At 66.9% G+C, this 19683-nt stretch carries 16 protein-coding genes; 4 read left to right on the top strand and 12 right to left on the bottom strand.

Annotated features, from left to right (window positions below):
- The first annotated feature begins 7 nt into the window (after nucleotides 1-7).
- On the top strand, nucleotides 8-1960 hold the full coding sequence (locus OCQ_RS09455; RefSeq protein WP_014384406.1) for an acyl-CoA dehydrogenase family protein: 1953 nt from the start codon (nucleotides 8-10) through the stop codon (nucleotides 1958-1960).
- 44 nt (nucleotides 1961-2004) lie between these two features.
- On the opposite strand, the gene OCQ_RS09450 is transcribed toward OCQ_RS09455, so the two are convergent.
- On the bottom strand, nucleotides 2005-2472 hold the full coding sequence (locus OCQ_RS09450) for an LppP/LprE family lipoprotein (RefSeq protein ID WP_014384405.1): 468 nt from the start codon (nucleotides 2470-2472) through the stop codon (nucleotides 2005-2007).
- A 329-nt stretch (nucleotides 2473-2801) separates the two neighbouring features.
- Between OCQ_RS09450 and OCQ_RS09445 the strand changes: the two genes are divergently transcribed.
- A complete protein-coding gene (locus OCQ_RS09445; protein ID WP_014384404.1) occupies nucleotides 2802-7043 on the top strand; it encodes a bifunctional nitrate reductase/sulfite reductase flavoprotein subunit alpha in 4242 nt (1413 codons plus the stop codon).
- A 117-nt stretch (nucleotides 7044-7160) separates the two neighbouring features.
- Nucleotides 7161-7448, top strand: coding sequence for a hypothetical protein (locus OCQ_RS27025; RefSeq protein ID WP_014384403.1), 288 nt, complete (start codon nucleotides 7161-7163; stop codon nucleotides 7446-7448).
- A gap of 13 nt (nucleotides 7449-7461) precedes the next feature.
- On the opposite strand, the gene OCQ_RS09435 is transcribed toward OCQ_RS27025, so the two are convergent.
- Genes OCQ_RS09435 through OCQ_RS09385 form a run of 11 tightly spaced genes read right to left on the bottom strand, consistent with a single transcriptional unit; the run spans nucleotide 7462 to nucleotide 18215 of the window.
- On the bottom strand, nucleotides 7462-7968 hold the full coding sequence (locus tag OCQ_RS09435) for a CAP domain-containing protein (RefSeq protein WP_041784926.1): 507 nt from the start codon (nucleotides 7966-7968) through the stop codon (nucleotides 7462-7464).
- A gap of 14 nt (nucleotides 7969-7982) precedes the next feature.
- On the bottom strand, nucleotides 7983-8558 hold the full coding sequence (locus OCQ_RS09430; RefSeq protein WP_014384401.1) for a membrane protein: 576 nt from the start codon (nucleotides 8556-8558) through the stop codon (nucleotides 7983-7985).
- Nucleotides 8555-9193, bottom strand: a complete 639-nt coding sequence (locus OCQ_RS09425; RefSeq protein WP_014384400.1) for a hypothetical protein — start codon at nucleotides 9191-9193, stop codon at nucleotides 8555-8557. The genes OCQ_RS09430 and OCQ_RS09425 overlap by 4 nt, the downstream gene beginning before the upstream one ends.
- A gap of 17 nt (nucleotides 9194-9210) precedes the next feature.
- On the bottom strand, nucleotides 9211-10680 hold the full coding sequence (locus tag OCQ_RS09420; RefSeq protein WP_014384399.1) for an MCE family protein: 1470 nt from the start codon (nucleotides 10678-10680) through the stop codon (nucleotides 9211-9213).
- A complete protein-coding gene (locus OCQ_RS09415; RefSeq protein ID WP_041784925.1) occupies nucleotides 10681-11802 on the bottom strand; it encodes an MCE family protein in 1122 nt (373 codons plus the stop codon). It abuts the gene before it with no gap.
- A complete protein-coding gene (locus OCQ_RS09410) occupies nucleotides 11799-13121 on the bottom strand; it encodes an MCE family protein (RefSeq protein WP_407937424.1) in 1323 nt (440 codons plus the stop codon). The genes OCQ_RS09415 and OCQ_RS09410 overlap by 4 nt, the downstream gene beginning before the upstream one ends.
- A 2-nt stretch (nucleotides 13122-13123) precedes the next feature.
- The gene (locus OCQ_RS09405; protein ID WP_014384396.1) at nucleotides 13124-14308 is read right to left on the bottom strand and encodes an MCE family protein; all 1185 of its coding nucleotides are present in this window, start codon (nucleotides 14306-14308) and stop codon (nucleotides 13124-13126) included.
- The gene (locus tag OCQ_RS09400; RefSeq protein WP_014384395.1) at nucleotides 14305-15333 is read right to left on the bottom strand and encodes an MCE family protein; all 1029 of its coding nucleotides are present in this window, start codon (nucleotides 15331-15333) and stop codon (nucleotides 14305-14307) included. Before OCQ_RS09400 ends, OCQ_RS09405 begins: the two co-directional genes overlap by 4 nt.
- Entirely contained in the window at nucleotides 15330-16598 is a 1269-nt protein-coding gene (locus tag OCQ_RS09395; protein ID WP_014384394.1) for an MCE family protein, read from the bottom strand. The genes OCQ_RS09400 and OCQ_RS09395 overlap by 4 nt, the downstream gene beginning before the upstream one ends.
- Before the next feature lie 4 nt (nucleotides 16599-16602).
- Entirely contained in the window at nucleotides 16603-17451 is an 849-nt protein-coding gene (locus OCQ_RS09390) for an ABC transporter permease (protein WP_014384393.1), read from the bottom strand.
- A complete protein-coding gene (locus tag OCQ_RS09385; RefSeq protein WP_014384392.1) occupies nucleotides 17448-18215 on the bottom strand; it encodes an MlaE family ABC transporter permease in 768 nt (255 codons plus the stop codon). The genes OCQ_RS09390 and OCQ_RS09385 overlap by 4 nt, the downstream gene beginning before the upstream one ends.
- Before the next feature lie 532 nt (nucleotides 18216-18747).
- On the opposite strand from OCQ_RS09385, the gene stf0 reads away from it, so the two are divergent.
- A complete protein-coding gene (stf0, locus tag OCQ_RS09380; RefSeq protein WP_041784922.1) occupies nucleotides 18748-19551 on the top strand; it encodes a trehalose 2-sulfotransferase in 804 nt (267 codons plus the stop codon).
- The last annotated feature ends 132 nt before the right edge of the window (nucleotides 19552-19683 follow it).

The raw sequence follows: 19683 nt of genomic DNA, 5'->3' as shown, positions 1-19683 counted from the left end.
TCGGCTTATGGCGCCACAAAAGACAAGCACCGCAGAACATCTCCGCAACGCGCTGGACGGCCGGTGGCGTGACGTCAGAAACCGGATGCGGACGACGCTGACCGAGGACCTGTTCCGCCCGCACTACACCCCCAACACGGTGATCGCCCGCACCAAAGTGGCGGAGCAGATGAGGATCATGGCGGCGTTCGGCGCGGCCGCCGACAGCTTCCGCAAAGAACATGGCGGCACCGGCGACGTCGGCGCGGCGATCACGATGATCGAGATGCTGGCGATGTCGGACCTCTCGCTGATGGTGAAGGCCGGGGTGCAGTGGGGGCTGTTCGGCGGTGCCGTGGAGAACCTGGGCACCGAGCGCCACCACGAGACCTACGTGCCCAAGATCATCAGCCTGGAATTGCGCGGCTGTTTCGCGATGACCGAGACCGGGCACGGCAGCGACGTGCAGTCGCTGGAGACCACCGCGACCTACGACGCCGAGACGCAGGAGTTCGTCATCGACTCCCCCACCCCGTCGGCGCGCAAGGACTACATCGGGGGCGCGGCCGAAACCGCAACCATGGCAGCGGTTTTCGCGCAACTGATCACCACCGAGGACGGCAAGCCAGTCAATCACGGCGTGCACTGCGTGCTGGTCCCGATCCGCGACGAGGACGGCAACGACCTGCCTGGGATCACCACCTCGGACTGCGAATACAAGGGCGGGCTGCCCGGAGTGGACAACGGCCGCATCGTGTTCGACCACGTTCGCGTCCCGCGGGTGAACCTGTTGAACAAGTACGGCGATGTCGCACCCGACGGCACCTACAGCTCGCCAATCGAGAACCCCAACCGCCGCTTCTTCACCATGCTGGGCACTTTGGTCCGCGGCCGGATCACCGTGGGCGGCAGCGCCGGCGCCGCCGGCCGGGTGGCACTGGACATCGCGACCCGATATGCGTTGCAGCGCAGGCAGTTCAACGCCCCCGACGACGGTTCCGAGGTGCTGATCATGGACTACCTGGTGCACCAGCGTCGGCTGTTCCCGCTGATCGCGAAGTCATACGCCCTGCAGTTCGCGCAGAACGAACTGGTCAGCAAATGCCATGACGTCCAGAGCGCCGACGCACCCGACGCCGACGAGCAACGCGAGCTCGAAGCCCGCGCGGCCGGGCTGAAGGCCGCCAACACCTGGCATGCCAGCCGCGCGATCCAGGAATCCCGCGAGGCGTGCGGCGGCGCGGGCTACATGGCCGAAAACAGGCTGATCGGGCTGCGCGGCGACACCGACGTCTTCACCACGTTCGAGGGCGACAATCACGTGCTGACCCAGCTGGTGGCCAAGGAACTGCTGACCGCGTACGCCGACGACATCAAGAGCATGAGCCCGGTCGAATGGGTGCGCTTCGCCGCCAACACCGTCGGTGAACGCGTCATCAAACGCACTGCGGCAGAAACCATTATCCAAACCATTGTGGACACCCGCCAGGACAGCGAGGAAGAGGGCAGCCTGTTCAACCGCGGCACGCAAATCAAGATGTTCGAAGACCGCGAGGAATACCTGCTGGCGTCGGTGGCGCGCCGCCTGCAGGCGAAATCCAAAGAGATGTCGGAATTCGACGCGTTCAACTCGGTGCAGGACCACGTGCTGCACGCGGCGAGCGCCCACATCGACCGCGTGGTGCTCGAAGCGTTCGTCGCCGGGATCGACGGCTGCGCGAACGAGGAGGCCCGCGAGCTGTTGGGGATCCTATGCGACCTGTACGCGTTGTCGGTGATCGAGGACGACAAGGCGTGGTATATCGAGCACCGGTACCTGTCCACCGAGCGCGCCAAGGCCGTCACGCGGGGAATCAACGACCGCTGCCGGGCGCTGCGCCCGCACGCCGCGACACTGGTCGACGGCTTCGGGGTTCCCGAGCAACTGCGTTACGCCGAGATGCTGCACCCGGAGAACTTGGCGGACGCCGTCACAAGCTGACGGGCGAAGCCGATCGGCGTCGTCGAAGTCGTTGGCCCGACTCGCTATTGGTTCGGAACCTTACCGACGGTTTGCAGCTTGCCGTCCGGGCCGATCCGGAACTTCACCGTCCCGATCCCGCTGGGACAGCACAGCTGATCATTTCCCTTCTGCCACTGGTACTGAACGGTCACGGTGTCATCCGAGGGCGCCAGCACGGTGATGTACGGCTTTGGGTTCGGGGTGGCGGTCCCGAGCGGCCTGTTGTGGTCGAAGAAGAGCAGCTGCTGGGGAGTCGACTCATTCGCGATCGTGGGGATGATCTGCACCCACGACAACCGGCAGTTGCGGGTATGGCCGCGCCCGATTTCAACCCAGATGGTGCCGGGGATCGCGATGGGGACCGCGGTGATCGCCTGGCGCACGGTGTCGGCGGTCGGCCCGTCGGAGGCCTTGCAGGTGTCGGGCTTGGCCTGCGGTGGCGCGGGCGCTTTGCCGCCGCAACCACAGGCCAGCAAAACCAGCAGGATCACAGTGAGCCGACGCACGCGGTGAGCTTAGCGAAGACTGTGAATGTTCCGTCGGTTTGGTCGGAAAGCCCGTTCTGAGAAGCGTCGTGCGGGGTGCGCGACGTAACCTCGTGCGGGGCGGGTGGTCAACGGTGACCTGCGGTAACGCGATCCCCCGCCGCGAATTCCCCCGGCGATTTCACAGCGGCGTGTCGGCCGGTGAGAGAAGAAAGTAAACGGGGGGAAATTTCGGGGAGCGGCGGCGAAACATGCCTGCTCCACAATGAACTCACTCGATACGGAGCTAACCCGTACGCACTCGACGGAGGGACGTGAGCGTGGCCACGGAGTCCATGGCGGAGGACAACGCCGTGAACACCATGTGCGCGTATTGCGGCGTCGGTTGCGGCATGGTGTTGCAAATCACAACGGACCCGGAAACGGGTCGCGGTCACGTCACCAAGTCGGTTGGCAACAAAGAACATCCGGCCAACTTCGGCCGGCTGTGCACCAAGGGCGCCACCACCGCGGACATGCTGGGCGCCCCCGGCCGCATGGACTCGGCGTACGTGCGCACCGATCGCGGCGAACCGCTGCAGGCCATCGACACGGATCAGGCGATCACCCAGTGCGCGAGACGGTTACGGGCGATCATCGACGAACACGGCGCGGACGCGTTCGCGATGTACGTGTCCGGCCAGATGTCCATCGAGGCGCAGTACCTGGCGAACAAGCTGACCAAGGGCTTCATCGGCACCAACCAGATCGAGTCGAACTCGCGACTGTGCATGGCCAGTGCGAGTTCTGGCTACAAGCTTTCGCTGGGCGCCGACGGCCCCCCGGGTTCGTATCAGGACTTCGAACACGCCGACGTCTTCTTCGTCATCGGCGCCAACATGGCGGACTGCCACCCGATCCTTTTCCTGCGCATGATGGACCGCGTCAAGGCCGGCGCAAAACTGATCGTCGTCGACCCGCGCCGCACGGCGACCGCCGACAAGGCGGACCTCTTCCTGCAGATCGCCCCGGGGTCGGATCTGGCGCTGCTCAACGGCCTGCTGCACCTGATCGTCGAGAACGGCCACACCGACCCCGAATTCATCGCCGAGTTCACCGAGGGCTGGGAGGTGATGCCCAGCTTCCTGGCGCAGTACACCCCCGACAAGGTCAGCGAAATGACCGGCATCCCCGAAGACGACATCCGCGCCGCGGCCCAGATGATCGGCGAGGCCGACAATTTCGTGAGCTGCTGGACGATGGGGCTCAACCAGAGCACCCACGGCACCTGGAACACCAACGCCATCTGCAACCTGCATCTGGCCACCGGGGCCATCTGCAAGCCCGGCAGCGGTCCCTTCTCCCTCACCGGGCAGCCCAACGCGATGGGTGGCCGCGAGATGGGTTACATGGGACCCGGCCTGCCGGGGCAGCGGTCGGTCGCCTCGGCCGAGGACCGCGAGTTCGTCGAAGACCTGTGGGGCGTCCCCCGCGGAACGCTGCGCACCGAGGTCGGCACCGGCACCATCGACATGTTCTCCCGAATGGCCGCCGGACAGATCAAGGCGTGCTGGATCGTCTGCACCAATCCCGTTGCCTCCGTTGCCAACCGCAAGACGGTGCTGGCCGGACTGGAGCGCGCCGAATTGGTGATGGTCCAGGACGCGTTCCTCGAGACGGAGACCGCCGAATACGCCGACGTGTTATTGCCGGCGGCCCTGTGGGCGGAGTCCGAGGGGGTGATGGTCAATTCCGAGCGCAACATGACGCTGTTCCAGCCGGCGGTCCCCGTACCGAGTCACGCGATGCCGGACTGGCGGATCATCGCCCGGATCGCCTGCGAGATGGGCTTTTCGGAGGCGTTCAGTTACGACTCCGCCGAGGAGGTCTTCGAGGAAATCAAGCGGTTCTCGAACCCGAAGACCGGTTATGACCTGCGCGGGATCAGCTACGAGCGGTTGCGCCGGAGTCCGGTGCAGTGGCCGTGCGCGCCGGACAGCGAGGCCGATCGCAACCCGATCCGCTATCTGAACGACGGTGTCAGCCAATCACAGTTGGTCCGCGACGACGGCACGGTGCCGCGACTGGCCTTTCCGACCCCGAGCGGCCGTGCGGCGTTCTTCGCCCGCCCGCACCTGCTGCCCGAGGAGATGCCGGACGACGACTACCCGTTCCTGCTGAACACCGGCCGGCTGCCGCACCAATGGCACACCATGACCAAGACCGGCAAGGTCGCCAAGCTCAACAAGCTCAACCCCGGACCGTTCGTCGAGATCCACCCCGACGACGCCGCGAGGCTTGATATCGCCGACGACGATCCGATCGAAATCGCTTCTCGCCGCGGCCGCGCGGTGCTGCCCGCGGTCGTCAGCGATCGGGTGCGTCCGGGCAACTGCTTCGCGCCGTTCCACTGGAACGATGCCTTCGGCGAGTACCTGTCGATCAACGCCGTCACCAACGACGCCGTCGACCCGATCTCGAACCAGCCCGAATTCAAGGCGTGCGCCGTCACCTTGACGAAAGTAGCTGTCTCCCAACCCGATCCGGACACCACGACGACGGCGAACACCGACGCACCGGACGCCGCGGCCAGGGAGGTACGAGAAATCAGCGTGCCCCAACTCGACACCCTGGGCGAATTGCTCGGCGTCACAACACTGCCCAAGCCGGAATTCAACGAACTCGGCCGCGCCTACCTCGCCGGGATGCTGACCGGGCTCCGCTCGGACGCCGGCCGCCGCGCCGCCGGGGTGCCGACCTTGCCGCCGAGCGCGCCGTTCGATTCCGGCACCCGGTTGTGGGTGGACGGCCTACTGGCGGGATTGTTCTCGCGCGCCGACGGACCCAAGCCGGTGGCGCTGCCCGTGGCGCCCCCATCGGCTCCGGCGCCGGCCGTTGGGCAGCCGCCCGTCGCGCCGGCCGGCCCCCCACCCGCGCCCGAGCGCGCTCCCGTCGTGGTGCTGTGGGCGTCGCAGACGGGGACTGCGGAGGAGCTCGCCGCCGACATCGCCGCCCGACTGGCCGACGCCAAGCTGCCGGTCTCATTGCACAGCATGGACGACTTCCCGGTGGCCGAGCTGACGAAAACGCGGGAGCTATTGCTCATCACCAGCACCACCGGTGACGGCGACGCGCCCGACAACGGTGCCGGCCTGTGGCGGGCGCTGACGTCCGAGACCGCGCCGCGATTCACCGATACCCGCTACGCCGTGCTCGCGCTGGGCGACTCCAATTACGACGACTTCTGCGGCCACGGACGCAATCTCGACGCGCGGCTCGCCGAGCTGGGCGCGACCCGCCTCACCGGCCGGGTCGACTGCGAACCCGACTACGACGACTCCGCGGCGAAGTGGCTTGGCGACATCATCGACGCCCTGACCCGGACCCCCACCTCCGTCGGTGGCGACGGCAGGGCGGCGGCGCCGGCCCGCGCCTCCACGGTGGTGGCGCCGTCGCGCCCGGGCCCGCCCGCGCCGAGCACGTACAGCAAGAAGCATCCGCTGATCACCGGCATGGTCCGCAACACCGTGCTGAGTCGGCCGAAATCGGCAAAAGACGTGCGGCACTTGGTTTTCGACCTGCCGGAAGAAACCGTGACCTACGAGGCCGGTGACGCGCTCGGGGTGTGGCCGCGCAACAGCGACCAGCTGGTCGACGAATGGCTGTCCGTCACCGGGCTGGACGCGCAGACACCCGTCGAGGTCGGCGAGCACGGGCTGATGTCGTTGCGCTCGGCGCTGACCGAGCGCATCGAAATCGCCCACATCAGCCGGGACCTGGTGCGGTTCGTGCAGGAGCGCACGGGCGATGCGAAACTCGCGGAGCTGCTGAAGCCGGAAAACAAGCGCGCCCTGGCGGATTGGTCGTGGGGCCGGCAATCCATCGACCTGCTGGCGCAGCTGCCGGTCATCGCGTCGGCCCACGAGTGGCTGCGAGTGCTCAAACGCCTTCAGCCGCGGCTGTACTCGATCTCATCGAGCCCGAAAGAGTGCCCGGGCGAGGTTCACCTGACGGTCTCACCGGTGCGCTACAACTTCCAGGGCGTCCCGCGCCGCGGGGTGTGTTCGACCTACCTCGCCGACCGTTCCCCTGGCGATCGAGTCGCCGTGTACCTGCAGTCGTCGAGCAATTTCCGCCCGCCGAGCGACCCGGACACGCCGATGATCATGATCGGTCCGGGCACCGGCATCGCGCCCTTCCGCGGCTTTCTGCAGGAGCGGCGCGCGCTCGGCCACACCGGACCCAACTGGTTGTTCTTCGGCGAGCAACATGCCGCCACCGACTACTACTACCGCGACGAACTCGAACAGATGCGTGACGACGGCTTTCTCACCGAGTTGGACCTCGCGTTCTCCCGGGACCAGCAGCAAAAGGTCTACGTGCAGCACCTGATGCGCAACCGCGGCGCGCAGCTGTGGAGCTGGTTGCAGGACGGCGCCCAGCTCTACGTCTGCGGCACCGCCGACCCGATGGCCAAGGACGTCGACCGCGCGCTGTGCGACATCGCGGCCGAATTCGGCAACCTCGACCCGGACGCGGCGCAGGCGTACGTGCAAGGGCTCAGCGCCGAAAAGCGCTACCACCGCGACGTCTACTAGCGCCGATCCGCCGCTGACATCGAACTTGTAATACGGCGGAAACATCGCGCATCCGCCGATGAAACATCCGCGTCGCACGATGCAGTCAGAAGGTCGCGCACCTGAAGGGGTCGTCGTATGACTCGGGATTGTGATGGACCCGATCGGGTCCTCGAGAACGGCTGCCGGCTGCAATGCCGCCTGCGGAACGCCGACGCGGCGGAGGGGCCGGCCGCCGACCGGGTGGATTGGGCGGGGCTGCCCGTCAACCTGGACTTCGCGTTCTCGCGTGATCAGCGCGACAAGGTTTACGCCCAGCACCTGATGCGCAGGCGGGGCACCCAGTTCGGGCCATGGCGGCGCGGTGCCTCCGTGTGCGTCTGCGAGATCGCGACCCAAGCCGCGGATACGCTACAGGTCACCTGAAGACTGACCGCGCCTAACGCCTGGGTGGATCCGGCTGCCCGTACACCGCCACCACCACGGTGCGGTCCACGCTGTTGGCCGACCACACCCCGATCGCGGTGTTGGCGCAGTCGCGGATGATCGCCATGTCGTCGGGGTTATAGTACCACTGGTTGACCAATTCGAGGCTGCTGATCGCGATTGCCGAGTTGATGGCCACCGTCTCGGCCGCCCTGCCGCGGAAGCCGGCGGCGTTGGCGCGGTCCTGCGGCGTCGATCCGTCGGAGCCATTGTCGCCGTTGATGTTTCGGTTGGCGATCATGTCTTCGGCATGCCATTCGGCGGCCAGGGTAAGCGCGTTGTTCCTGACGACGTCGTTCGTGCAGCCGGCCTGATGCTGCAGCGTGTAGACGGCGGAGACCACCGCGCTGTTGAGCCGCTTGTTGTCGGCGTGCGCGGCCGGGGCCACCAACGTTGCGGCCCCGGCGAGAAGGACGGCGGCGGACAGCGCGCGGGCTGGGCGGCGAATCGGCACGGACATCGCGGTTCCTCGGATCACACGGGGTCGAAGCGCGAAACCAGCCATCGGCCGTTGACCTTGTCCAAGGTCATCCGCACGACGGGCTGGGTGTCGGTGGGGGCACCGTCGCCGATGGTGACGGTTTGGTCGACGAACACCAACGCCACGGCGTGGTTCGCGGTCACCGAAACCGACGCCGCCGCATTGGCTTTCGCCACCGACGAGATACGCTTCTCCTTCGCACCCGGAATGACGACCTGCCGGGTGAGCTCCCCGTAGGCATCTTTGAACTCACCGGTCAGCCGCTCGCGTGCCGCGGCGAGATCCTTGTCCACCGAGTCGGCGCGATAGGACAACAACGCGACCGCGTCGTCGCGGGCGGCCTGCACCGATTCGGCGCGGGCCGCGGTGAGGTCGGCGGACGACCCGGCCCACCACCTGAGGTAACCCGCGCCCAGCGCCAGCACCAGCGCCAATCCCGGCAGTATCCCGTAGGCGACGATCCGCGACCAGGCGACCGGGCGCCTTTCCCGCGTGGGCGCCGCGGTGTCGTCGATGCCCGGTTCCGCCTCGGCCGCAGCGGCTTTCACATCCTCGCTCAGCGCGGTCATGGCACGAACACCACGTTGGAGACCTTGGCGTCGGAGGCGTCCGGGCCCACCGATCGGACCTCGATGCGCATCCGCCATTCCCGCGGCGCCTCCTCGCCGCCGGCGGTGCTCGACTTCACCGCGACCGCCACCAGCACCTGGGCCGAGTCGTCGCGTTGGGATTCCAGTCCGGCGTCGGTCACGGTCCCTTCGGATTTCGACTGCGCCGCCGTGACGACCTCCATGAACGGTTTGGACCGCTGTTCGAAGTCGTCCCGGAATGCGCCGGTGGCCGAATCGAGGATGCGCTGCACGTCGGCGTCGACCCGGGTGTAGTTGATCGTGGTGAGGTTCACCGCGCCCTGGCGGGCGGTCGCCAGGTAAAGGTTGCGCCGGGCCTGGGCGTCATGCTGTTGGTAGGCGCGGTAGCCGAGCCAACCGCTCAGGCCGGCCAGTGTCGCGACGATGAGGCCGCCGGCGACCAAGGCGGTTCCGACGGCCGAAAGCCGCCGCCGCTGAACGCGTTCGCGCCAGCGCGTGAACCTGCCTCGTGGGCGGCTTTCGCCCGGATCGTGGTCGGCGATGCGTTCTTCGGCCTCGGCCGGGCCGGGGTGTTCGGCGACGTCGGTTGCCGCCGAATCGTTGTCGTGTGTCATCGTGCTCCTTCGAATTCTCAGGGTTGCGGGACGAGCAGTGATTGCCAGCTCTTGGCGCGCGGGTGGGCCAGGTCCGACTCGGTGTAGCGCCGCCCGTCGGGCCCGATGTAGTCGCCGGTGGCGGGGTCATAGGTGGCCACGGCGATCGGCGCCGGCGGTGGCGCGGTGCCCCGCGGCGCCGGCAGCCGCGGATCCTGCCCCGGGGGATACAGCGGCACGCCCTGACCGCTGGTCGTGGCGTTCGGGTCGCCCTTCCAGTTGTAGCCGTCGTTGAGCGGCACGTACTCTTCGTCGCTTTCGCACAGGTCGACGGTGGGCGCCCTTTTCCACGGCTTGCTCTCACACGGAATGTTGCGCACCCCACGGACATTGAACTCCGAGTCCTGCGGCACCCGGCAGAACAGGTCGGCCGCCGGCCGGTCCGGGGCGTCGACGCTGGCGGGTGAGCGCCGCTGCTGCGGCGGCAGATACCCCGTCGTGCACGGGGGCGGCAGGTTGAGGTTGAGGTTGAAGTCCAGCTGGGCGCCCCGGTACTCCTGTTTGGTGTTGGAGCTCGGCACGATGATCGCGGCCATGGCCGCGATGCCCTGCGGGAGCAACACCAGGAGTTGCTCGATGTCGTGGCGGTAGACGACGGCGATGTCGCCGAGGCTCACCAGGTTCGCGAACAGCACTGGCAGCGCGGGCGTCACCCGATCCAGGAGCGCGCGGCCCTCCTCGATGCCGGAGGCGCCGTTCGTCAGCAGATCTCGCACCGCGGCGTCCTGAGCCTTGAACTGCGCCATGATGGCCGCGGTGTGGCCGGCCCACGCGGCGATCGCGCCCGACGTCTCGACCTGGGAGTTGAGTACCGCCGGGGACTGGTCGATGAGGGCGGCGAGCGGGTCGACGGTCCGGCCTCCCGCGATGGCCAGCGCGGTCGACCCGTCGACGATGCGGGACAACTCGGGTCCCAGGCCGCCGACCGCGCGGTTCGTCTCGTCGATCACCGTCCGCAGGTTGTCGCGCGGAATCGCTTGCAGCGCGTGGTTGGTCATGTCGAGCAGGCGCCCGATGTCGACGGGCACGTCGACATGGCCGGCGGGGATGACGTCACCGGCCCGCAGCGGTCGGGCGTGTTCTCCGCCGTTGCCGTGCTGTGGGGTCAGCTCGATGTACTGCTCGCCGATTGCCGAGCGGCTGTGCACCGACGCCTGGACGTCGGAGGGCACTGTGACCCCTGACCTCATGGCGAGCACGGCGCGCACGCCGGTGCCGGTGACGTCGACCGACTTGACCTGCCCCACGTCGGTGCCGCGGTAGGTGACGACCGAGGTCTGGTAGAGCCCGCCCGATTGCGGCAGGTCCACGGTGACCTGGTATTCGCCGATCCCGAACAACGTCGCGGGTAGCTTCATGAAGTTGAATGCCATTGCGCCACAAGAGACGATGGTCACCAGCGTCAGGATCGACAACTGGATCCACGTCCGCCGGGTCAGTCGGAGCATTCAGTACCCCCCGAAATGGTAGGGGTAGGTCAGCGGGTTGCCCCCGGTGACCGGGCTCGGCTGCATGCCGATCGTGCGTCCCCACTGCAGCTCGAGTTGGGTGAGGTTGCCTTCCCAGCGAGACCCGGTGAAAAGCCCTTGGTCGATGCGGCTCAGCGTCAGATCGACCACCAGGGTGAGGTTGGCGTAGTCGCCGCGGAACCAATTCCGCACGGTCGACGCCGGCCAGGGATAGGTCGCCAAGCCGTCCAGGCCCCGGGTGAGCGAGGGCCCGGCGTCGGCGAGCGAGCGCAGCACCGGCGCGATGTTGCGCAGGTTGTGCACCAGCGATTCCCTGCTCTGATGGACGGTGTCGGCGGCGATCGCGCTGAATTTGCCTACCTGGTCGATGGTCTCGGCGATCTTGGCCCGTTCCTTGGCCAACACGTCCAGTGCCTTGGGCACGGATGTCAGGGCCTTGTCGACGACCGGGTCGTTGCCGGCAACCTGGCCCGCCAGAGCGTTGAGGTTCTCGGCGGCGGCGATGATGTCATCGGTCTGGCCGTTGGTGCGGGCGATGAACTCGTCCAGCTGGCCCAGCAGACTGCGCATGTCGTTTTCGCGGCCGGCGAATGCCTTCGCGACGGCTTGGTTGATTTCCTGCAACTGCCCGATTCCGCCGCCGTTGAGCAGGATCGACACCGACGCCAGCGTCTGCTCAGTGGTGGGGTACAGGCTGGCGCGTGACAACGGGATGACCGACCCGGCTGCGAGCCGGCCGACCGGCGGTTCGTCTTTGGGCGGAGCGAGTTCGATGTGCATCGAGCCGAGCAGGCTGGTCTGCCCGAGCTTGGCCGTCGAATTGGCCGGCAGGTGGACGTCGCCGTCGATGCGCATCGTGACCAGCGCGTGCCAGTCTTGCAGCTCGATCTTGGTGACGTTGCCGACGTTGACGTCGTCGACCCGGACCCGGGTGTTCTCCTGGATGGTCACCACGTCGGGCATTTGGGCCTGAATGGTGTAGGAGCCCGGCCCTCCCCCGGCCGTGCCGGGCAGGCTGAACGAATTCAAGCCACGCCACCCGCACGCCGAAAGCGCAGCGACGCAGAGCATTCCGACGATCGCCGCGGCCGCGCGTCTCATGACGGCCCCGTCGGGAGCATCAGATCCTGCAGGACCTGAAGCGAGTTGGTCGTCGCGGTCGGTGCCGGCGGCGCCGGAGGGGGCGGCGGCTGGTCGGCCGGCGGCGGCTGCTCGGGCGGGGACGGAGCGTCCGGGGGCGGGGGCGGCGTATAGCCGGGTCGCAGCCAGTCCTCGCTGTAGGTGATCTCGCTGGGGCGGGCCTGCGTCCCGACGAACGGATTGATCCCCGCCGGAATGTAGTTGTAGATGCGGTTTTTGATGATCGGGTTGAGGTACTGCAGGCACAGTTTCGAGACGCGGGCCAACCGCGCCCGCGACGCCGCTTCGATCGAGCTGCAGATGAATTGCGGGATGTCGGCGAAGTTGTTCAGCGCCAGGATGCCGGTCATCGCGCTTTGCGCCGGCTGGTAGATGTTCAGGAAGTTCTGAAACACGGTCGGGGCGATATGCAGGATCTGCTTGATATCGCCGCGGCTGTCGTTGAGCGCGGTCGTGATCGAACCCAGCCGGTCGACCGTGACGCCCATCGCTTCGCGGTTCTCGGAGACGAAATCACGCACGTCCGTCAGCGCGCCATCCAGCGACTTCAACGCGGAGCCGACCTCGTTCGGGGTGTTCGACAGCAGGGTCGTCACGCCGGCCATGTTCTGGTTGAACGAGGCGAGCAGATCGCTGCTGGAGTACAACGCGGACACCAACAGCTGCAGGTTGCGGACCGTGCTGAAGATGTCGTCGGCGTGATCGCCGAGCGTCGAAATCGCCTGGGACAGCTTGATGACGGTGTCGCGGGCCGTGTCGCCCTGGCCGCGCACGTTGTCGGCCGCCGAGTCGATGAGCTCGCCGACGGAGTTCACCCCGCCCGGGCTAGCGGGTTGCAAGGCGTCGGTCAGCTTTTCCAGCTGCCGGCGGAAGTCATCCCATTCGACGGGAACCGCGGTGCGGCTGAGCGGGATCGACGCGCCGTCGCTCAATTTCGGGCCGCCGGAGTAGGCCGGGACGAGTTGGATCGCCCGCGACGTCACCAGCGATGGGGACAAGATGGCGGCGCGCGCATCGGCCGGGACCGAATACTGCTTGTCGACCGAGAACGTCACCTTGGAGCTGGTGGGCTGGGGCTCGATCTTGTCGATGATCCCGACGGCCACGCCGAGGATCCGGACCTCATCCCCGACGAACAGGCCGTTGGCCTCCGCGAAATACGCCGAGTAGGTGTTCTTCTCGACGTCGTCCCACAGCTTGCTGCCGACCAGAACCGACGCCACGGCCAGCGTCAGGATCAGGCCGATCGCAGTGCCTTTGCGAAGGGTGCTCCGGCTCATGTTCACGGCTCGTCGAAATCGTGGGGCGAGGGCGGGGGGATGGTCCGCACGGGTGGCGTCGACGGTGGCGGCGACGGCGGCTGTGACCACAGCGGCACCGGCGCGTTCTCGGGCGGCACGGGCGGGGTCCCGGTGGGCGGATCGACCACCTCCGAGGGCAGCTTCTGGTTGGGGTCGAGGAAGCGGTCGTACATGTCCGCATCCAGGACGGGCCCACCGATCTGTCCGGGGACCAGGTTGGCCACATAGGCCTTGAAAAACGGCCCGGAGCCCAGGCATTCGCCGAAGGACATCGCGTACCGCTTGAACTTGGGCAGCGTCTTGCGGATGTCTTCTTTGCGGTTGTCGAGGATTTCGAGCACGCCGTTGAGCTTGTCGAGTGCGGGTTTGAGTTGGCTTCGGTTGTCGTTGACCAGCCCGGAGATCTGGTGCGACACCGCGGTGAGGTTGTTCATCAGCGCGTCCAGCGAATCGCGCTCGTCGAGCAGCGCGGCCAGCAGCGCGTTCGAGTTCGCGACGAGCCCGGCGATCTGCTGGCTGCGCTTGCCCAGCACCGCCGAGACCCTGTCGGCGTTGCCCAGCAGGCTCCTCAGCTGCGCGTCGCGGCCGTTGAGGGTGTCCGAGAACCGGGCGACTCCTTGCAGCGCGGGTTTGAGATCCGCAGGCGTCGCCTTCAGGGTGTTCGCCAATGTTGTGAGGGCCGTGGACAATTGGGCGGTGTCCAGCCCGCTGATGGTGGTCGTCAGATCGCCCAACGCGTCCGGGAGGTCGTAGGGCGAGGTGGTGCGTTCCAGCGGAATGGTGCCCGAAAGCCGCCCGTCTCCACGTGGAGTCAGCTCGAGCATCTTGGCGCCCAGGATGGTTTCGGTTTTGATCGCCGCCTCGGTGCGGTCGCCCAGTTCGATGCCCTTGCGCACGGTGAAGCCCACCCGAACCTTGGTGCCTTCCAGCCGGAGATCGGAGACCCGACCGACGCCCATGCCGGAAACCCGCACCGCGTTACCGGGTTTGATGCCGCCGGCCTCGGCGAAGTACGCGGCGTAGTCGTTCGTGTTCTTGATGAAGGGCAGCCTGTTGTACTGGAACGCGACGACGGTCACGCAGGCCAGGATGACGGTTCCCATCACGCCCAACACGAACGGGTTGCGCGGGCCGGGCGACGTGAGCTTGCGGATCTTCAGCCTCATCGCGGCGTGCACCGCCCGCTGGGCTGGCCCAAGAGTTTGACCAAGATCGGGTTGCCTCCCTTGCCGTTCAACTTGAGCAACACTTCGCAGAAGTAGAAGCCGAAGTAGTCGCCGTTGAGTCCCTGCCGGGCCAGCACCTGGTAGATGTCGGGGAGCTCCTTGAGCAGGTTGTCGACGTAGTCGCGGTCGGAGAGTACCTGTGCGGACATGCGATCCGTCTCGTGCACAACGTCTTTGATCGGCTGGCGGGACTGGCCGAGCAGATCGGTGATCGAGCCGGCGGCCGCGTTGATGTAGGCGAGTCCGGTGGAGATGTCGTTTCTGCGCTGCGACAATCCCTCCACCAGCTGGGCGAGCTTGTCCAGGCCGTCGGAGAACTCGTGGTCGCGAGCGGCGAAGGTGTGCAGCACGGTGTTCAGGTTGGTGATCAGCTCGCCGATCAGCTCGCTGCGCCCGGCCAGGGTCGAGGTCAGTATCGAGGTCTGCGACAGCACCGAGGCCAGGGTTGCGCCCTGCCCCTGGAAGATTCGCAAGAGTTGGCCGGACAGGGCGTTGACCTGATCGGGATCGAGCGCGCGGAACAACGGGCGGAATCCGCCGATCAGCGCGTCGAGGTCGAGCGCCGGCGAGGTCCGCGCCAGCGGAATCGTCGCCCCCGGCGGGAGTCGCCGTGGTGGTCCCGGGCTCTCTTCGAGCGCGAGATAGCGGTCGCCGATCAGGTTTTCGTACCGCACGACGGCCTTGGTGCCCTCGGTGAGTCGCACGCCCTTGTCCACCTCGAAGCCGACGGTGACCGTGCCGTCGTGATGCAGGCGCAGCTCGCCGACCTTGCCGACTTCCACCCCGGCGATGCGCACGAAGTTGCCGGACTTAAGGCCGGAGATGTTCGTGAACACGGCCTGATACCCGGTGCGATCCTCGAAGCGCAACTGGCCGAACACCGCGACGAGCGCGAAAGTGAACAGCAAGCAGACCGTCGTGAAGATCCCGACGCGCAGGACGATGCTGGAGAGCTTTCTTCTCATGGCGGCGGCTGCCCTCCGCGCCAGAAGTAGCGCGGCGCCTCGGGTGGGTTCTTGGTGGTGGGGAACCAGTTGGCCCACCACGGATTGCCCGCGGCCACGTTGGTGCGGATCTCGTTCGGGGCCGCCCCCCAACCGGTGTCGGTGACCAGCGCGCGCACCGGGAAGTTCGCGCTCGGGTCGGGCAGCGATCCGCAGCTGGGCTTGCCGCCGGGACCGCCGGTGGCGTTGACCTTCGGCAGGTGTTGGGGAAATCGGTAGGGGTCGTCGCCGAAAAGCAGCGCGGCGTCGAGGATCACCGAGTACCCGTTGCCGCCCAACGCATCTCGGCCACCGTGGTCCACATACCACTGGGCGCCCTGGAACAGGCACGTGTAGGTCGGTGAGTACTTCTGCAACAGCGCGATGGTGGGATCGAGCAGGTTCATGGACCGCACGATGTTCGACTCGTTGCGGCCCACGACGTTGATGCCGGTCTGGCTGAAGCCCACGGCCGACAACAGCAAGGAATCGAGTGAGCGCTGCTCGTCGGTGACGGCTGCGCTGGTGGTCGTCGCCGAGTCGAGGATCGACAGGATGTCCTGCGCCGCATCGGAATAGATGGCAGCGGTCTTGCCGAACAGCCGCCAGTCCTTGTGAATCGTGTCCATGCGCGGGTTGACGGTGAGCAGGACGTTGTTCGCGTCGGTGACCGCGTGTCCGATCCGATCGCCCTTACCGCGCACCGATTGCGCGAAGGCCGACAAGATCGCGTTGAGTTTGGCCGGGTCGAGCGCCTTCACCACCGATTGCAGGTTCTCGAACACGGTGTTGACCTCGACGGTGACATTGCGCGAGCGCAGCACCGCCCCGGGCTTCAGGGCGGTGGCGCTGGGCCGGGCGGGGACGATCAGGTCGACATACTTGGATCCGAACGCCGTGGTCGATTTGATCTCGGCCTCGAGGTTGCCCGGCAGGTATCTGAAGGCATCCGGGCGGATCTTCAGCTGCAGCCGGGCCGTTTTCACGTCGGTGCCGATCGAGGCGACCTGGCCGACCTGGACGCCGCGCAGCTTCACCTTGGCGCCGTCTTCCATCACCAGTCCCGCCCGGTCGGAGACCAGCGTGAGCGGGACGAAGGCCGCGAACTTGCCGGAGAACGACGCCGCGGTCAGCGCGACCAGGCCACCGATGATGATGAACAGCGTTGGCGCCCACCAGATTGGGTCAATCCTGCTGGTGCGGGTCCGGTTTCGTTGCGATCGCCCGCTGTGCGTATGGTTGCTCATGAGGCTAGCCGGACAGGTTGAAGTTGCCGGACTGCCCGTAGACGGACAGTGAAATCATCAGGCACACAAACGCGGTGACGATCATCGACGACCGGACCGAGCGACCGACGGCCTCGCCCACGCCGGCCGGACCGCCGGTCGCGGTGAAACCGTAATAGGTGTGCACGACCATCACGCCCGTCGCCATCGTCAGGGCCGACAGGAACGACCAAAGCAGGTCGTTGGGGCGCAGGAACGTGGCGAAGTAGTGCTCGTAGACGCCTCGCGACTGCCCGTAGACGTAGATCGTGAGCAGTTTCGCCGCGATGAACGACATCAGGACGGCGACGGCGTAGAGCGGGATGACGACCAGGATGCCGGCGATGATGCGGGTGGAGGCCAGATAGGTGACCGCGCGGATGCCCATGACCTCCAGCGCGTCGATCTCCTCGTTGATGCGCATCGCCCCCAATTGCGCGGTGGCGCCGGCGCCGATGGTGGCCGCCAACGCCAGACCGGCCGTGCAGGGGGCGATCATCCGGACGTTCAAGAACGCCGACAGGAAGCCGGTCAGCGCCTCGACGCCGATGTTGGACAGCGTGTCGTAGCCCTGCACCGCGACGAGGGCCCCGGTGGTCAGCGTGAGGAAGCCGATGATGCCGACCGTGCCCCCGATCACGGCCAATGCGCCTGTGCCCATGCCCATCTCGGCGATCAGCCGCAACAGCTCTCCGGGGTATCGGCGCACCGCATCGGCGGTGGAGGCCACGGACTGGCCGTAGAACACGGTCTGTTCGCCCAGCTTGCGTGTAGAGCCCACCAGCCTGGGTCCCAGGGTGACGAACCACGACGGTTCGCGTGCGGCATCGGTCATTTGGCCGTCACCTTCACCCCGAGCGCGGTCGTCAGGATGTTGATGAAGAAGAGCGCCATGAAGGAGAACACCACGGTCTCGTTCACCGCGTTGCCGACACCGGTGGGCCCTCCCCCCACCGATAGTCCCTTGTAGCAGGCGATCAGGCCCGCGGACAGGCCGAACAGAGTCGCCTTGATCAGTGAGATCACGACCTGCGGCAGCCCGGTGACCAACGTCATTCCGGCGATGAACGCGCCGGGCGTGACGTGCTGAACGAACACCACGAAGATGTAGCTACCGGTCAGGCCGGTGACCGCGACCACCGAGTACAGCAGGACGGCCACGAACGTCGCCGCGATGATGCGCGGAACCACCAGCGCCTGAACGGGATTGACGCCGATCACCTTCATCGCGTCGATTTCCTCGCGGATGGTGCGCGCGCCTAGATCCGCGCACATGGCCGTCGACCCGGCGCCCGAGACGACCATCGCGGTGACCACCGGGCCCACCTGGGTCACCGAGGCCAGACCGGCGCCGGCACCCGAAAGGTCTCCGGCGCCGATCTCGACGAGCAGAATGTTGAGCACGAAAACAATCAGCACCGTGTACGGAATCGACAACATGATGGTCGGGAAGATGGAAACCCGGGCGACAAACCAAATCTGCTCGAGCACCTCACGCCACGCCCACGGACCGCGCACGGCGGCAACCAGCGCCTCGGCGCTGAGCAGAAAGAATTCCCCCAACGCGCTCATGGGCTTCGCCACGGTCGTCGCGTTCACGCTGTTCGCCCACCCCAACGGCGGTCCTGATGACTCAACTCGACCCCATGTTCGTAACAGACGTTTATGCGTTCGTAATCCGCTGGCGCTCAAGCAAACAGCGCTTTAACGCGCCGTCCATGCCTGCTTATACGCGCAGATCAGCGAATGTACGGGCAAGACAATGCCCGGCGTTAGGTTTGCGATCAACAAGAAGAAATGTGGCCGGGGCCGGTAACCCAATCGACGAATTGCCCACGGCGGCGCGCGGGGTCGGTGGCGGCGGCGCGCGGCCGGCCTCCCATCGTCACCGGAACCGGGGTGCGACACAGGGGCGACGCGGCACGCGTCGGTCGCGACGCGGCACGCGTCGGTCGCGACGCGTCGCGTCTGCTCCGAAAATCGTTGCGCACTCACGGCCACCGTCCCGTTCGGCTGTCCCCGCCGAACGCCACGGTTCGGGCAAGTGTGGTTCAACGCAACGGTTTCGCTCAGGCTGACGGTGATCGCCTTACCGGAGATGGGATGCCGCGTTTCTGGGTAGACTCTGCGGGTGACAAAGAGTCCGTCGTCATACCTGGTGTTGGCGTCGCAGCGCAGCGGCAGCACGCTGCTGGTCGAATCGCTGCGCGCGACCGGCGTGGCCGGCGAGCCGCAGGAGTTCTTTCAGTATTTGCCGGCCACCAGCCAGTCGCCACAGCCACGGGAGTGGTTCGCCGGCGTCGACGACGAGTCGATCCTGAATCTGCTTGACCCGCTGGACGCCGGGACTCCGGACCTCGCGCCGCCCGAGATCTGGCGCGCCTACATCCGTACGGTCGGACGGACGCCGAACGGGGTGTGGGGCGGCAAGCTGATGTGGAACCAGACACCGCTGCTGCTCGACCGCGCCAAGAACCTGCCGGACCGAAGCGGCGACGGCCTGCTCGCGGCCATCCGCGACGTGGTGGGCGAAGACCCGCTACTGATTCACGTCTACCGGCCCGACGTGATTTCGCAGGCGGTGTCCTTCTGGCGCGCGGTGCAGACCCGCGTCTGGCGGGGCAGGCCCGACCCGGCCCGCGACGCGCGCGCCACCTACCACGCCGGGGCGATCGCTCACGTGGTCACCATGCTGCGCGCGCAAGAAGAGGGCTGGCGGAACTGGTTCGCCCAGGAGGGCATCACGCCCATGGAGATTCCGTATCCGGTGTTGTGGCGCAACCTCACCCAGGTGGTGGCCTCCATCCTCGAGGCGCTGGGTCTCGACCCGCAGCTGGCGCCGGAGCCGGTGCTCGAACGCCAGGCCGACCATCGCTCCGACGAGTGGGTGGACCGCTACCGTGCCGACGCCGAGAAGCGCGGCCTGCCAACCTGATCGACCGCCCCGGCGAGCTAAATTCTGCCCGAGTCAATCACTTGGACGCGCCGGACCCACGGGCCACGATTCCCCTCAACGGGATGCGGCTGCGCAAGCCGCCACTGTCGCCCGGGGAGTCGCGTGAGGAGT

Source organism: Mycobacterium paraintracellulare, from assembly GCF_000276825.1.
Lineage (GTDB): Bacteria > Actinomycetota > Actinomycetes > Mycobacteriales > Mycobacteriaceae > Mycobacterium > Mycobacterium intracellulare.
This window is presented reverse-complemented; position numbering and strand designations above follow the sequence as displayed.